At 65.2% G+C, this 14,713-nt stretch carries 17 protein-coding genes; 10 read left to right on the top strand and 7 right to left on the bottom strand.

The window, feature by feature from the left end; all coding sequences use genetic code 11:
* Nucleotides 1-21: 21 nt before the first annotated feature.
* The 3 genes from AC3A43_RS19325 to AC3A43_RS19315 form a co-directional block, all read right to left on the bottom strand.
* On the bottom strand, nt 22-339 hold the full coding sequence (locus AC3A43_RS19325; protein WP_487794189.1) for an MliC family protein: 318 nt from the start codon (nt 337-339) through the stop codon (nt 22-24).
* 14 nt (nt 340-353) lie between these two features.
* Nucleotides 354-977, bottom strand: coding sequence for a beta/gamma crystallin-related protein (locus tag AC3A43_RS19320; protein WP_487794188.1), 624 nt, complete (start codon nt 975-977; stop codon nt 354-356).
* Between the two features lie 111 nt (nt 978-1,088).
* Entirely contained in the window at nt 1,089-2,429 is a 1,341-nt protein-coding gene (locus AC3A43_RS19315) for a NupC/NupG family nucleoside CNT transporter (protein WP_487794187.1), read from the bottom strand.
* 116 nt (nt 2,430-2,545) lie between these two features.
* Here AC3A43_RS19315 and AC3A43_RS19310 point away from each other — a divergent pair, with 116 nt between their 5' ends.
* The 6 genes from AC3A43_RS19310 to AC3A43_RS19285 are packed head-to-tail and all read left to right on the top strand — an operon-like array spanning nt 2,546 to nt 6,647.
* A complete protein-coding gene (locus AC3A43_RS19310; RefSeq protein ID WP_487794186.1) occupies nt 2,546-3,202 on the top strand; it encodes a queuosine precursor transporter in 657 nt (218 codons plus the stop codon).
* Nucleotides 3,199-4,107 (top strand): acetylglutamate kinase, encoded by a 909-nt coding sequence (gene argB / locus AC3A43_RS19305; RefSeq protein WP_487794185.1) that lies wholly within the window; start codon nt 3,199-3,201, stop codon nt 4,105-4,107. The genes AC3A43_RS19310 and argB overlap by 4 nt, the downstream gene beginning before the upstream one ends.
* A 44-nt stretch (nt 4,108-4,151) precedes the next feature.
* Nucleotides 4,152-4,451 (top strand): YggT family protein, encoded by a 300-nt coding sequence (locus tag AC3A43_RS19300; RefSeq protein ID WP_487794300.1) that lies wholly within the window; start codon nt 4,152-4,154, stop codon nt 4,449-4,451.
* The gene (gene folD, locus AC3A43_RS19295) at nt 4,451-5,347 is read left to right on the top strand and encodes a bifunctional methylenetetrahydrofolate dehydrogenase/methenyltetrahydrofolate cyclohydrolase FolD (RefSeq protein WP_487794184.1); all 897 of its coding nucleotides are present in this window, start codon (nt 4,451-4,453) and stop codon (nt 5,345-5,347) included. Before AC3A43_RS19300 ends, folD begins: the two co-directional genes overlap by 1 nt.
* Nucleotides 5,347-6,021: a hypothetical protein gene (locus tag AC3A43_RS19290; protein WP_487794183.1), complete on the top strand. Its 675-nt coding sequence runs from the start codon at nt 5,347-5,349 to the stop codon at nt 6,019-6,021. Before folD ends, AC3A43_RS19290 begins: the two co-directional genes overlap by 1 nt.
* Nucleotides 6,018-6,647: a MarC family protein gene (locus AC3A43_RS19285; RefSeq protein WP_487794182.1), complete on the top strand. Its 630-nt coding sequence runs from the start codon at nt 6,018-6,020 to the stop codon at nt 6,645-6,647. Before AC3A43_RS19290 ends, AC3A43_RS19285 begins: the two co-directional genes overlap by 4 nt.
* 54 nt (nt 6,648-6,701) lie before the next feature.
* On the opposite strand, the gene AC3A43_RS19280 is transcribed toward AC3A43_RS19285, so the two are convergent.
* Nucleotides 6,702-7,391, bottom strand: coding sequence for a YiaD family glycine zipper/OmpA-like lipoprotein (locus AC3A43_RS19280; protein ID WP_487794181.1), 690 nt, complete (start codon nt 7,389-7,391; stop codon nt 6,702-6,704).
* 215 nt (nt 7,392-7,606) lie between these two features.
* Here AC3A43_RS19280 and AC3A43_RS19275 point away from each other — a divergent pair, with 215 nt between their 5' ends.
* Entirely contained in the window at nt 7,607-8,929 is a 1,323-nt protein-coding gene (locus AC3A43_RS19275) for a hemolysin family protein (protein WP_487794180.1), read from the top strand.
* 50 nt (nt 8,930-8,979) lie between these two features.
* Here AC3A43_RS19275 and AC3A43_RS19270 read toward each other — a convergent pair whose 3' ends face one another.
* The 3 genes from AC3A43_RS19270 to purD form a co-directional block, all read right to left on the bottom strand.
* Nucleotides 8,980-9,417 carry a hypothetical protein gene (locus AC3A43_RS19270; protein WP_487794179.1) on the bottom strand — a complete coding sequence of 146 codons (438 nt, stop codon included), beginning with the start codon at nt 9,415-9,417 and terminating at the stop codon, nt 8,980-8,982.
* 246 nt (nt 9,418-9,663) lie between these two features.
* Entirely contained in the window at nt 9,664-10,497 is an 834-nt protein-coding gene (locus AC3A43_RS19265) for a hypothetical protein (protein ID WP_487794178.1), read from the bottom strand.
* A gap of 97 nt (nt 10,498-10,594) precedes the next feature.
* Complete coding sequence (purD, locus tag AC3A43_RS19260) at nt 10,595-11,872, bottom strand: phosphoribosylamine--glycine ligase (protein ID WP_487794177.1); 1,278 nt, start codon at nt 11,870-11,872, stop codon at nt 10,595-10,597.
* Here purD and xseA point away from each other — a divergent pair.
* The 3 genes from xseA (at nt 11,871) to AC3A43_RS19245 (ending at nt 14,508) form a co-directional block, all read left to right on the top strand.
* Nucleotides 11,871-13,298, top strand: coding sequence for an exodeoxyribonuclease VII large subunit (gene xseA / locus AC3A43_RS19255; protein ID WP_487794176.1), 1,428 nt, complete (start codon nt 11,871-11,873; stop codon nt 13,296-13,298). The two genes, purD and xseA, sit on opposite strands and share 2 nt — an antisense overlap.
* Before the next feature lie 74 nt (nt 13,299-13,372).
* On the top strand, nt 13,373-13,585 hold the full coding sequence (locus AC3A43_RS19250) for a DUF2093 domain-containing protein (protein ID WP_487794175.1): 213 nt from the start codon (nt 13,373-13,375) through the stop codon (nt 13,583-13,585).
* The gene (locus AC3A43_RS19245; protein ID WP_487794174.1) at nt 13,582-14,508 is read left to right on the top strand and encodes a M23 family metallopeptidase; all 927 of its coding nucleotides are present in this window, start codon (nt 13,582-13,584) and stop codon (nt 14,506-14,508) included. The genes AC3A43_RS19250 and AC3A43_RS19245 overlap by 4 nt, the downstream gene beginning before the upstream one ends.
* The last annotated feature ends 205 nt before the right edge of the window (nt 14,509-14,713 follow it).

Genomic DNA, 14,713 nt, shown 5'->3' with positions numbered 1-14,713 from the left:
CGGCGCCGGCGGCCTTCCCGGTCACATCGGCGTATAAACGACGCGGCAGCTTTCGGGCGCCGAGCGCAGTGCGGTGTTCCACGTTACATCATTGCCGTTGCGCTGTAGCCGCGCGCCGCTCTTGTTCTCGTAGACCGAGCCGCCGGTCGACGGCGTCTGCTTCAGCACCATCGAGCGCAGGCCGTTGACACGGACGATCGCAGTGCTGCCGACATAGTCGACCTTCAACTTCGTGCCACCACTGCAGTCATAGCTGGTGCCGGTGTTGCGCGGCACCGACGAACAGGCGGCGAGCGCGAGGATCGCGGCGCCGGCCGCGACAAGGTTCGTCGTCTTCATATCCCGTCTTCCGCTCAATAGCCTGACCGCACGCACAGCACGTCGGCGAGGTAAACCCGCCCACTGATCGTTTCCATATGCTCGCGCGCCGACCCGTTCCAGCCGATCGAACGGCACCAGGTGTCGGCGGTCTGCGCAGCGCAGCTGGCGGTTGCCGAACCGCGGGCGCAAGCCAGCACACGATAGTTGCGCTCTGCCGGCTGGGTGTGGAATTCAGCAAAATTTCCGCGCGCGACCTGATCATTGGCGGGCGGGTTCGGGTTCCAGCCACCGCCACCGCCACCGACCGGACGGATCGACTGGATCGTCAAGCCGCGCAGGACATTGTTCAGCATCGGGGTGTCGCGATCGACCGTCCGGCAATTGCCGCGATAGCGCGTCTTTTCGCAAAGTTCCCAGCGCCCGTTCGGAACGCGGATCGAATTGACCGGCCAAGCAAGGCCGAGGTTCGGCTTTTCCTCGCCGATGAACACCGCCGGGCCACGATAGCCGGCGTCGCGATAGATGGTGGCCTCGGGTGGGCGGTCGGGCCGGTATCGCTCGGTTTCAACGGTTTGGGCGTGGGAGGTGGCGAGGAAACCCGCCCCTATCGATGCCGCAGCGGCGGCAAGGATCGACAAACGATAAGCGGTCTTCATGGCAACCTCCCTGTTGGCGACGCGACCCGGGGAATTTGTTATATTCCCAACTTTACGTCATTCGCGGGCGGCTTGCAAATTCTCACAAGGGTCCGGCATGCGGCCGGGCGGTCAGCGCGCCTCCGTCGCCGGAGCTGCCGGGGGAGCTTTCGCGACGGGAACCGCCGCTACCGGCGTGACGGGCTGTGGCGGTGGAGCCGCGAGGGGCGGCGCAACGCCCAGCATCAGTCCGGCGAGCGCCGCCGACATCAGGTTCGACAGGCTGCCCGCGAGCAGCGCCTTCAGACCGAGCTTCGCAATCATCGGACGCTGGTTCGGCGCCAATCCGCCGGTTACCGCCATCTGGATCGCGATCGAGCTGAAATTGGCGAAGCCGCAAAGCGCAAAGGTCGCAATCGCGACCGACGCGGCGGACATATTGCCCTGTACCTTGCCCAGATCGATGAACGCCACGAACTCGTTGAGCACGACTTTGCTACCGAACAACCCGCCGACCACCGCGCTTTCCTCCCACGGCACGCCCATCAACCACATCACCGGGCGGAAGATCGTTCCGATGATCGCCTGGAACGACAGGCCGTCGATGCCGAACCAGCCGCCGATGCCGGCGAGCAGCCCGTTGGCGAGCGCGACGAGCGCGACGAACGCCATCACCATCGCGCCGACCGCGACGGCGAGCTTGACGCCGGTCTGCGCGCCTTGCGCGGCCGCCATGATCAGGTTGGCGGGCTTTTCCTCGTCATGGCTCGCCTCGGGCATCACGACGGGTTCGATCCCGATGTCTTTCGGGTCGTCGGGCATCATGATCTTGGCCATCAGGATGCCGCCAGGCGCCGACATGAAGCTCGCGGCGAGCAGATAGGGGAGGAGGTGCGGGCCGATCATCCCGGCATAGGCGCCGAGGATCGTGCCTGCGACGCCTGCCATGCCGACCGTCATCACGGTGAACAGCTGGGGCTGGGTCAATCCGGCGAGATAGGGCCGGATGACGAGCGGCGATTCGGACTGGCCGACAAAGATGTTCGCCGCGGCGCCGAGACTTTCGACCTTGGTGATGCCGGTGACCTTCTGGATTGCACCGCCGACCCATTTGATGATCAGCTGCATGACGCCGAGATAATAGAGCACCGAGATCAGCGAGGCGAAAAAGATGATCACGGGCAAAGCGCCGATTGCAAAGACCGCCTTGCCATAGGGCGCCTGCGTCAGCACCTCGCCGAACAGGAATTTGGTTCCCTCGTCGGCATAGCTCAGCAGGTTCGACACGCCGTTCGACATCGCCTGAATCACCGCACGACCCCATGGCGTCCCTATGACGAGCACTGCGAATCCCGCCTGGAGCAGGAAGGCGGGAATGACGATGCGCGGGCGAATCCAGCGGCGGTTCGACGAAAAAAGCACGGCAATCGCAAGCAACGCGACAATGCCGATCAAACCGATAAGGCGTTCCATATTCTCGTGCGTCCCCCGCAAGTTTAATGGGCCTGTCTAGCGGGCTTTGGCGATGGGGCAAGTCTGTGCCGATGCGGCACCTTTCCACCCGCCGCAAAAGCGATTAAGCGGCCTCGATGGAAAATAGCTCTTCGCGCCTGATCGCGCCCTCGCTGCTGCTGTTCGCAATCCTCTACGGCGGCATGGTTCCGCTCGGCGGTTTCCTTGGTGCGAAACAGGTCGCGCTCGGCCCGCTGGCGGTCGAGGCGGGGATTTTCCCCTTTCTGACGCTGATCGCGATCTCCAGCGGCATCGCCGAACTGCACGGCCGCGCCATCGCCGACAAGCTGGTTCGGTTCGGTTTCATTCCGCTCATTCTCGCGATCATTCTGACCGTGTTCGTGCTGCAGCTGCCGACCGACGAGGGAATGTACGGGCCGGCCAAGGAAGCCTTTCCAATCATCGTCGGGCAGGGCTGGCGGATGATGGCGGCGGGCATATTGGCCTATGGCGTGTCGGTCAGCCTCAACGTCTGGATTTTTGCGCGGATGACCGCGAACAACGGCCGGTTGCTGCCACTGCGCGGCTTCATCGCGGCGGCGCTGAGCCAGATTGTGGATACTTTGATCTTCATCACCGTCAGCTTTTATGGCGTTCGCCCGATCGCCGATCTGATGGTCGGCCAGATGATCGCCAAGATTGTCCTGTCGGCGGTGATGGTGCCCCTGCTGGTAATGGCGGTGGTCGCGATCGGCCGGAAGATGGACGCCAACGCCGAACTGCCGACGGGATGACGTCGATGACCGATCCTTCCAAAATGCCCGATCTGCTCGCCAAGGCGGAAACGCTCGTCGAAGCGCTGCCCTATCTGCAGCGCTATGCCGGCCAGACGTTCGTGATCAAATATGGTGGCCATGCGATGGGCGACCCCGAGGCGCAGCGCGACTTTGCCGAGGATGTCGTGCTGCTCAAGGCCGTTGGCATCAACCCGGTGGTCGTCCACGGCGGCGGGCCACAGATTGGCGCGATGCTGAAGCAACTCGGCATCGAATCGACCTTCGTCGGCGGGCTGCGCGTCACCGACGCCGCCACTGCCGAGGTCGCAGAGATGGTGCTGGCGGGCAAGATCAACAAGGAAATCGTCAGCTGGATAGCTGGGCTCGGCGGCCGGGCGGTGGGCATTTCGGGCAAGGACGCAAACCTGGTGCTTGCCGAAAAGGTCAGCCGGACCGAGCCCGATCCCAATTCGGGGATCGAGCGGCATGTCGATCTGGGCTTCGTCGGCGAACCGGTTGCGGTCGACGCGACGATTCTCGTCAATCTGACGAAGGATAATTATATCCCCATCGTCGCCCCCGTCGCGCTCGGCGCCGATGGCGCGACGTATAACATCAACGCCGACACGATGGCGGGCGCGATCGCCGGCGCGTTGGGCGCGAAACGCTTTTTCCTGCTGACCGACGTTGCGGGTGTGCTCGACAAATCGGGTGCGCTGCTCACCGATCTCGACCGCCCGGCGATCGATACGCTGAAAGCCGACGGGACGATTACGGGGGGCATGATTCCGAAGGTCGAAACCTGCGTCGCCGCGGTCGATGCGGGGGTCGAGGCCGCGGTCATTCTCGACGGACGGATTCCGCACGCGATGCTGCTGGAAATTTTCACCGCGAGGGGTGCGGGGACGCTCATTCACCGCTAAGAGACGCGGCAAGACCCTTTTTCGGAGAAATCGCTTTGCTTCTCATGCTCCTCCAGATCGTCCACATCCTCCTGACGGTTCTGTGGTGGTTCATCATCGCGCAGGCGGTGATGTCGTGGCTGATCGCGTTTAACGTCATCAACACGCACAACCAGTTCGTCGGCCAGCTATGGACCGTGCTCGACCGGATCACCGAGCCGCTTTACCGGCCGTTTCGCCGCATCATGCCCGATTTCGGCGGGCTCGACCTGACGCCCATGCTCGTTCTCATCCTCATTATCATTCTCGACGGACCGGTGCTGAACTATCTCGCGCAACTCGCCTACGCCAACGGAATGGCCTGATGACCGCTGCGCAGGTGATCGACGGCAAGGCTTTCGCCGCCGACCTGCGGGCGCGGATTGCCGATGCAGTACCGGCTTTTAAAGCTGCGACCTCGCGGGCGCCCGGCCTTGCGGTCGTGCTGGTCGGCGACGATCCGGCGAGCGCGGTCTATGTCGGGTCGAAGGGCAAGGCAACGACCGCCGCCGGCATGGAAAGCTTTGAGTATCGTCTGCCCGCAAGCGCGACGCAGGAAGAGGTCGAGGCGCTGTTGGCGCGGCTCAACGCCGACGAAGCGGTCGACGGCATCCTGCTGCAATTGCCGCTTCCCGGCCATCTCGACGAACAGGCCGCGGTGGCTACGATCGATCCCGACAAGGACGTCGACGGGCTGACGCCGGTCAGCGCCGGCCGCCTCGCGCTCGGCATCGCGGGTATGGTGCCGTGCACGCCCTATGGCTGTCTGTTGTTGCTCCAGGATCGGCTTGGCGATCTGTCGGGCAAGGACGCGATCGTCGTTGGCCGATCGATCCTCGTCGGCAAGCCGATGGGGCAATTGCTGCTCGGCGCGAACTGCACCGTGACCATGGCGCACAGCCGCACCAAGGATTTGCCCGACCTGGTGCGCCGCGCCGACATCGTCGTCGCCGCGGTCGGCCGCGCCGAAATGGTGAAGGGCGACTGGATCAAGCCCGGCGCAATCGTGATCGATGTCGGCATTAACCGACTCCCGCCCGTCGACGGCGCGGCAAAGGGACGGCTAGTCGGCGACGTCGATTATAACAGCGTGGCCGCAGTTGCCGATGCGATCACCCCGGTTCCCGGCGGCGTCGGCCCGATGACCATCGCGTGCCTGCTGCGCAATACGCTTGTCGCGGCGCACCGCCGCGCCGGCCTTGCCGATCCGGAGGGTTTTTGATGCGTCATCTGCTGATCCCTGCGCTTGCCCTGTCGCTGCTTTCGGGCTGTGCCGGCGATCCCGACGACATTCGCAACCGGCCGCTCGGGCCAAACCCCAGTGCCTTCATCGCGGCCGAGATCGGCTTTGCCCGGCTGGCACAGGACAAGGGGCAGTGGACGGCTTTTCGTGAAACTTCTGCGCCCGAAGCCGTGATGTTTGTGCCGCAGCGCGTAAAGGCACGCGACTGGCTGAAGTCGCAGAAGGACCCAGCCGAGGCAGTGAAGTGGCAGCCGCATGCCGTATATGTCAGTTGTGACGGCAATAGCGGCGCGACCACCGGCGCATGGCAGACACGGCAGGGGAACGGCTTTTTCACCACGGTCTGGCTGCGCGACCCCCGGAGCGGGAAGATGGGCTGGATCCTCGATCATGGCGATGGCCTGACCAAACCGCGCGAAGCGCCCGAATTCATCGCATCGAAGCAGGCGGTCTGCGGTTCGCGGCCCGCTGTGCCGATCGAAGCGGGCGGCGAGGGCGAGGATATGGCGGTCGGCCTGTCCCCCGATCAGACGCTGAGCTGGACGTCGACCGTCCGCGCCGACAAATCGCGCCGCGTGACGATCCGCCTGTGGGATGGCAAGGCGATGGCGACGGTCATCGACGATCAGGTCGCGGCGCCGAAGCAGCCATGATCGACCTTTTCATCTCAGCCTTTGTCACGCTGTTCGTCGTGATCGACCCGCCGGGCTGCGCGCCGATCTATGCCAGTCTGACGACCGGCGCGAGTGCACAGCAACGCCGTTCGATGGCGATCCGCGCCACTATGATCGCGGGGCTGATTCTCGTCTTTTTCGCGATGTTCGGTGAGGCACTGCTTGGCTTCCTGCACATCGACCTCGACAGTTTCCGCATCGCAGGCGGGATCATGTTGTTCATCATCGCGATCGACATGGTGTTCGAGAAGCGCACCGAGCGGCGTGAGCAGCGCGCCGAGAAGGTGATGGCGACCCCTGAAATCGAAGATGTGTCGGTTTTTCCGATGGCGATGCCGATGCTTGCCGGACCGGGGTCGATCGCGTCGGTGATGCTGCTCGTGTCGCAGAACAACGGGCTCGATCGCGCGTTCGTGATTTTTGGCGCGCTGTTGCTGGTGCTGCTGCTGACGCTGGCGGCGCTGCTTTCGGCCGGGCCGTTGATGCGGCTGATCGGCAACAAGGGCGAGGCGGTGATTACCCGTCTGCTCGGGGTGTTGCTCGCGGCGCTAGCGGCGCAGTTCGTCATCGACGGGCTGAAGGCAAGTTTCCCTTCCCTCTCGTAGAAAGGGGCGCCGCTTTTTGGCGACGCCCCTCTTTTCCATGGGAATGGAACTGGTTTAGCGCGCCGCGTTGACGTCGGCCTGGGTGACCGGCGCGATGCGGATTTCGACGCGGCGATTGCATTGATAATCGGCTTCGCTGCGTTCGGGCGAGCATTTCAGTTGCGATTCGCCGTAGCCCAGCGTCGCCATGCGCGCGCGCTGGATGCCGCGGCCACCGAGATAGTCGGCAACCGATGCGGCGCGGCGTTCGGACAGCCCCTGGTTATAGCTGTCGCTGCCGGTCGAATCGGTGTGGCCGTACACGTCGATATAGGTGCTGGGATATTCGGCGAGCGTCGAAGCGACGCTGTCGAGCGCGCTGCGGAACTGCGATTTCACCATGGCACTATTGTAATCGAAGGTCACGTCGCCGGGCATGTTGAGCACGAGCTGGTCGCCCTGTCGCTCGACGTCGATGCCGGTGCCCGCGGTGCGTTCGCGCAGCTTCTTTTCCTGCTGATCCATATAATAGCCAGCGCCTGCGCCGGCGACGGCGCCGATCCCCGCGCCGACGATTTCCTCGGTCCGGCTGTTGCGGCCGCCGATGAGGTCGCCGAGCAGATAACCGCCGAGCGCACCGCCGATGCCGCCGATCGCGGCGTTGGAAATCCGCTTCTGTCCGGTTTCGGGGTCGGTCACACAGCCCGTGAGGGTGATGGCGCCGATGGCGGCGAGGGTAGTCAGCTTGATCGTTCCGATATTCATTGTGTCGCTCCCTTATTCGACGGTCGCAGCTGGTCCTGCAGACACCGTCGTCCATGCCGATAACATATGGCTGGCGATCTGGTTCCAGAATCCGGCTGAACCGTGACTGAGCCGCGCGTTAAGGTGCCATTGTGCAACGCGGCGATTTTGTCTTATAGGAGCCTGATGACCGAACGTTACAGGGGTATGGCGCCCGTGCGCCCGCCAACCATCCGATGACCCCCTTTCCCTGGTCCGACGTGGCGATCATCGCCGTCCTGATCCTGTTAAACGGCGTCTTCGCCATGTCCGAACTCGCGATTGTTTCGGCGCGCGGGCCGCGCCTGCAGGCCGCCGAAAAGCGGGGCAGCCGCGGCGCAGCAGTCGCGCGTCAGCTCACGGCCGATCCGGGGCGCTTCCTGTCGACGGTTCAGGTCGGCATCACGCTGATCGGTATCCTTGCGGGTGCTTATTCGGGCGCGAGCCTCGGGGGCCCGGTCGGTGAGCGGTTGCAGTCGGTGTTCGGCCTTGACGACGAAAATGCGCTGGCTGCGGGTTTTGCGCTCGTTATTGCGGTGACCACTTATTTCTCGCTGATCGCGGGTGAGCTGGTGCCCAAACAGTTTGCGCTGCGCGCGCCGGAACCGATCGCCATTTTCATGGCGCTTCCGATGCTGTGGTTGTCGAAAATCGGCGCGCCGCTGGTCTGGTTGCTCGACGCCAGCTCGGGTCTCGTCTTTCGAATCCTGGGTCTCAACCGCGAATCGGAAGACCGGGTCACGGCAGAGGAACTGCACCTGATCGTCGCCGAGGCGTCGAAGTCGGGCGTGATTGAGGAGAGCGAACGCGCGATCATTTCGGGCGTCGTGCGGCTTGCCGACCGGCCGGTGCGCGAAGTGATGACGCCGCGTATCGACGTCGACTGGATCGATATCGCGTCGGACGCCGATACGGTGCGCGCGAAGCTGCTCGAAACTCCGCATACCCGTATTCCCGTCGCACGCGGTTCGGTCGATGATATCGTCGGCGTCGTTCAGGCGCGCGACATCGCAGCGGCGCTGTTCCGCGGCGAGACGCTCGACATCGAGCGGCTGACCCGCTCGGCCAAAGTCATCCACGACCAGATCGACGCGATGGACGCACTCGAAGCCTTGCGCGTCGCCGACGTGCCGATGCTGTTCGTCCACGACGAATATGGCCATTTCGAAGGGCTGGTGACCCCCGCCGACCTGCTCGCTGCGATCGCCGGCGAATTCGCGTCGGATCAGGATATCGGCAGCGAGCCCTTTGTCGTCGAGCGCGAGGACGGCAGCCTGCTGATCGCGGGGTCGATGCCCGCCGACCAGATGGCCGAACGGCTGGGTATCGAGCTTGGCGACGATCGCGATTACGCGACCGCCGCGGGTCATGCGCTCGCGATCCTCAAGCATCTGCCCAAGGAAGGCGAGCGTTTCACCGACAAGGGCTGGCGCTTCGAGATCGTCGATATGGATGGGCGCAAGATCGACAAGCTGCTGGTCACCGAGGTGCGCAAGCCGAAGGATGAAGACGTCGAGTGACGCCGCGCCGATTACGGCCTTAAGGCGACAAAAGATACGGACGTACGCCGTCATTCTGTCTCCTTTGTCGCTTTAAGGAGATGTGGTGGCACGGCTTCGTCACGTAGCGCAGCGTGGACGACCGCCATGTCCGGGCCGCCACTGACGTCAATCGCGCCGCCCTTCAGGACGCGGACGATGGTGACGCCGTTGAGCGCCCGGTCCATCGCGATGCTATATTGATGGGTGCGCCCCATCGAAATCGCGCGATCCCACGCTGCGGCAAAGCTTGTCGCCTCGGGCCGTTCGCGGAGGCGATAGGCGGAGGCGCGGCCCATCCCGACAGCACGCACCGCCTTGCCGACCGAGCCCATCGCTTCGAGCGCGCGGATGAAACTGGCTTGCGTTTCGGGCGTCCATCCGTCGGCGCGGTGACGTTGCTGTTCGACCGGTGTGAAGGCGAGGCAGGAGCCGGCGAGGAGTGGGGCAGGTGCGGTGTTCTGTTGCATCCGCCAGTATGGAGCATAGCCCGATAATGTAGGAAAGGGTTATTCGAACGTCGGTTTTGGGGTGGGAAGCGGACCTTTTCATCCTCCCTGTCGCGCAGCGATGGGGAGGGGGACCGTCCGCGAAGCGGATGGTGGAGGGGCAGCAACGTCGGCTCCATCGCCCCTCCGTCAGCGCTTCGCGCTGCCACCTCCCCATGGCTTCGCCACAGGGAGGATCCTATGTCCGCAATTGGTCGTCAGTTGACGCTAGAGCTCGCCGCCGAGCGCGCCATATTTCGTTTCGAACCCGGCCTTGTCGCCGCGCGCGAGATAGCCCGCCTGGTCGACGATATTGTCGCGCGCGATGCGGCCCTGGAAGGTGCCGAGTTGCGCATCGATCCGCGCGATGTCGGCGTCGGTCCAGTCGGCGATCTGCTGGAAGCCCGTAACGCCAAGCCCATTCAGCAGCACGACGAGTTTGGGCCCGACGCCCTTCAGCAGCTGCAGATTGTCGGCCCCGGTTTTGCGCGCTGCTGGGGCGGGCTTGGCGGCGGGTGGCGGCGGAACCGCCGGCTCTGCGGGAATGGCCGCGGCCGCCTTTGCGGGCGCCGGTTTAGCGGCCTTTTGGGCTGCGGGCTTGGTCGCCGCCTTTGTTGCCGGCTTGGCGGCCGCTTTTGCGGCGGGCTCCGCCGGTTTCGCCACCGGTTCCCTGGCCGTGACTTTCTTCGCGGCAGGCTTTGCGGCGGCTTTCGGCTTCGCGGCCGATTTGGGCGCCGGCGGCGCGGCTTTAGCGATGGGTGCGGGCTTGGCGGTTGGCGCAGGCGCTGGAGCGGGTGCAGGCGGAGCGACCTTGGCAACCGGTTCGGGCGCCGGCGGCGGCGCGACGGGCTGCGGCTTCGGCTCGATCGGTTTGAAGCGCGCGGGTTCGGCGGCAATGATTTCGGGCTTTACCGGTTCGAGCGGTTTCGCGGGCTTCGCCGGTTCGACAACGGTCGGAGCGATCTCTTCGGGTTTCGAGCGGCCGAACAGCCACCAGAGCAGCACGACGGCAACGACGAGGCCGACGACCGCGATAATCCAGTTTTCCTGAAGCCAAATCATGATCTTCTCCGCTTGTGATTTTCGGCAAGCCTATGCGGGCTTGTTTGCCGGGTCTACCTTAACGAACGGGCCACCATGAATTTCCCCCGGCGAAAATTCACTCCGCTTCGCGTGCGACTTCGCGCCAGCCAATGTCGCGGCGGCAGAAGCCCGCCGCGAAATCAAGCTTGTCGACCGCGGCATAGGCGCGTGCCTGCGCTTCGGTCACGGTGCGTCCCGTTGCGGTGACGTTGAGCACGCGGCCACCCGCAGCGACGATCTGGCCGTCGCTCCGTGCCGTTCCGGCGTGAAAGACCCTGACGCCGCCGGCTTCGGCGTCGGCAATGCCGTGGATCGCGCCGCCTTTTTGGGGCGTGGCGGGGTAGCCGTTGGCCGCCATCACGACCGTCAGCGCATAATCGCTGGCGAAGGCGGGCGGTGTGGCGCCCGCGAGTTCGCCGGTTGACGCCGCGTGGAGCAGCGCGGCGAGGTCGCCCGCATAGCGCATCATCAACACCTGGCATTCGGGGTCGCCGAAGCGCGCATTATATTCGATCAGCTTCGGTCCCGCGTCGGTGAGCATCAGGCCGGCGAACAACACGCCGACATAGGGGGTGCCTTCGGCGGCAAGCGTCGCCACGGTCGGGCGGACGATGCGATCCATTACCTGCGCTTCGAGATCGGCGGTGAGCACCGGCGCGGGGCTGTAGGCGCCCATGCCGCCGGTATTCGGCCCGACGTCGCCGTCGCCGACGCGCTTGTGATCCTGCGCGCTGCCGAACGCGATGACGTCGGTGCCGTCGGAAAGTGCGAAAAAACTCGCTTCCTCACCGGTCATAAATTCTTCGATGACGACTTCGGCACCGGCGCCGCCGAACGCACCGTCGAACATGTCGTCGATCGCGGCGGCCGCTTCGGCCGCGGTCTCGGCGATGATGACACCCTTGCCCGCCGCGAGCCCGTCAGCCTTGATGACGACGGGAATCGAAAAGCCTTCGAGCACCGCGAGCGCCTCGTCGGCGCTGGTGCAACGGACATAGGCCGCGGTCGGGATGCCAGCGCGCGCGCAGAGATCCTTGGTGAAGCCTTTCGATCCTTCGAGGCGCGCCGCAGCCGCGCCGGGGCCGAAGGTCGCGATTCCCAGCGCGCGCAGACGGTCGGCGAGCCCCGCGACGAGCGGCGCCTCGGGGCCGACAACGACGAAATCGATGGCGTGCGCCTTTACGAACGCGATCAGCCCGTCGAGATCGTCGGCGGCAACGGCCACACATTCGGCGTGCGCCTCGATCCCGGGATTGCCCGGTGCGGCATAGAGCTTGGCGCAGCTTGGCGATTGTGCCAACTGCCAGCTGAGCGCATGTTCGCGGCCCCCCGATCCGACCAGCAGGATATTCATGTCTGTCCCTTTTCCCGACCCGGCGTCCGAAGATGACACCGCCGCGCGGCTGTTAGCCGAGGCGGCGCCCGGCGACAATGCACCCGCACTGTCGGTCAGCCAATTGTCGGCGGCGATCAAACGCACCGTCGAGGACGGCTTCGCGCGCGTGCGCGTGCGGGGCGAATTGTCGGGCACCAAACGCGCGGCGTCGGGGCATTTCTATGCCGCGCTGAAAGACGACAATGCGCTGATCGATATGGTGATGTGGAAGGGGCAGGCCGGGCGGCTGGCCTTCCGGCCCGAGGACGGGATCGAGGTGATCGCGACCGGCAAGCTCACCACCTATCCGGGGCGCTCCAAATATCAGCTCGTCGTCGATACGCTCGAAGTCGCGGGCGAGGGTGCGCTGATGCTGCTGTTCGAGAAGCTCAAGGCGCGTTTGGGCGCCGAGGGGCTGTTCGACCGCGAGCGCAAATATGAACGCCTGCCCTATCTGCCGCGCACGATCGGGGTGGTGACCTCGCCCACCGGCGCGGTGATCCGCGATATTCTCCACCGGCTTGCCGACCGCTGTCCGACACATGTCATCGTCTGGCCGGTGCTGGTGCAGGGCGACGGCGCTGCGGCGCAGGTTGCGAATGCGATCCGCGGCTTCGACGCGATTGCGCCCGGCGGGCCGGTGCCGCGTCCCGATCTGGTCATTGTGGCGCGTGGCGGCGGGTCGATCGAGGATCTATGGGCGTTCAACGAGGAGGTCGTCGTTCGCGCGCTCGCCGATTGCCGCATCCCGACGATCAGCGCCGTGGGGCACGAGACCGACGTGACGCTGGCCGACTATGCCGCCGACGTGCGCGCGCCGACGCCGACCGCGGCGGCCGAGATGGCGGTCCCGGTGCGCGCCGAGCTGCAGGCGCAGCTCGCGACCTGGGGTGGGCGGACTATCGGTGCCGCGCACCGTCACCAATCGCTCGCGAGCGAAAGGCTGACCGCGCTGGCACGCCACCTGCCGAAGCGCGAAGCCCTTTATGCGCCGCAGCGTCAGCGGCTCGACGATGCGGGCGACCGGCTCGACCGCAGTCAGCGCCACCGGCTGACGGTGGTCGCCGAGCGGCTCGCGACGCGATCAGGCGCGCTGCGACCCGCGTTGCTTGCGCGGCGCTGGGATCGCGACCGTGCCTTGCTCGAAGGGCTTGGGCGCTTGCTCGACAGTCTCGATCCGCGCGCGCTGCTGTCGAAGGGCTATGCGATGGTCCGGGATGCGGGCGGGTCGATCGTCACGACAGCCGCCAAGGCGCAGTACGCGGGGCGTCTGAAGCTCCAGTTCGCCGACGGCGAGGTGCCGGTACAGGTGGATGGCGGCGATGGACTGCCTGCGCCGTCGCCGCGACTGGTCCGCAAGGCATCGCCAGCGGCGCCCAAACGGGGGCAGGGCGAGCTTTTCTGACACCGGCGGGGTGGCCGCGCGGCGCGATACTGTTATAGTCTTGGCCTGACTTGTCGCCGAATGGATAGAGAATCATGTTGATCGCCAGCCGCAACCGCCTTGCCCGCCTTCAGTACGGACCGAATGGCTTTCGGGTCCTCGAGCCTGGCGATCATGTACTGTGCGCGGTGACCGGCGCGCCGATCGGGCTCGATGAGTTACGTTATTGGTCGGTCGCACGGCAGGAACCTTACGCCTCCGCTACGATATCGGTGCAGGCCGAACAGGACCACGCGCGCGGCGCATGAGGTTAGGTAAGGACTGGCCGCGGCATGGTGCGGCGCTGACACTGTTGATCGTCGCCGCCGGTTGCGTGCCCCCGGTCGATACCGAAGCCAAACCTGTACCGCCACCGGCCGCGCAGCCGCTGCCCGCGCCTTCGCCCGCCCCGCCGCGCACGCCTTTGCGCAGCGACTTCATTCTGGCCGGAGTTCCCGAACAGGGCGCGGTGCTGGTCGGGCAGGCGCCCAGCGACACGCATTTGCTGATTCTCGACGGGCAGACGATTCCGGTCGCTGCCGATGGCCGCTTCCTGATTGCGTTTGATCGCGATGCCGGTCCAAATGCGCGCCTTGTCGCGACGCTCGCCGATGGCCGCGAAATTGTGCGCGTCATTGCCGTTGCTGCGGGTAGCTGGCGGCTCGAACATATCAATGCGCCCTATCGCGGCGGTGCGGCGAGCGACGCCGATTTCGAACGGCGGCGGCCGGCCGAGCTCGCGCAGATCGCGGCGGCGCGGGACATGGAGGTCTCCTCCGACGGCTGGCGCCAGAAATTCCGCTGGCCGGTGACCGGGCGCCTGTCGGGCTTCTTCGGGTCGCAGCGCGTCTATCAGGGCAAGCCCGGCACCTATCATAGCGGCACAGATGTTGCGGTCCCGGCGGGAACGCCCTTCGTGGCACCGGCCGACGGGGTAGTCGTGCTTGCGGCGACGACGCCCTTCACACTCGAAGGCAATCTGCTGATCGTCGACCATGGCATGGGACTCAGCAGTGCGTTCCTTCATTGCCAAAGGCTGGACGTGAAGGTTGGCGATCGCGTGGTGCAGGGGCAGCCGCTCGGGACGGTGGGCCGCACCGGACGCGCGACCGGGCCGCATATGCACTGGGGTCTGAAATGGCGCGACGCGCGCCTCGATCCCGGCAAGCTTGCGGGCGCGGTCGGCAGTTGAACCGACGCCTGGTATGCGGGCAATTCGTAACCATTGAAACAATATGTCGCGAATGACGCGCTGCAGCATATTGTATTTCGCCGTTTCCCGCGTTTGTTGCAAATACGTCACAATGCCGTTTGAAACGGCGGTTTGCGCCGGGAATTCCCTTTACTCGCCATGAACGAAAGGTCATCCCGCACGCTATCGGGGCGTTTGCGTGCCG

Source organism: Sphingopyxis sp. Soil_C_28 (assembly GCF_057657055.1).
This window is presented reverse-complemented; position numbering and strand designations above follow the sequence as displayed.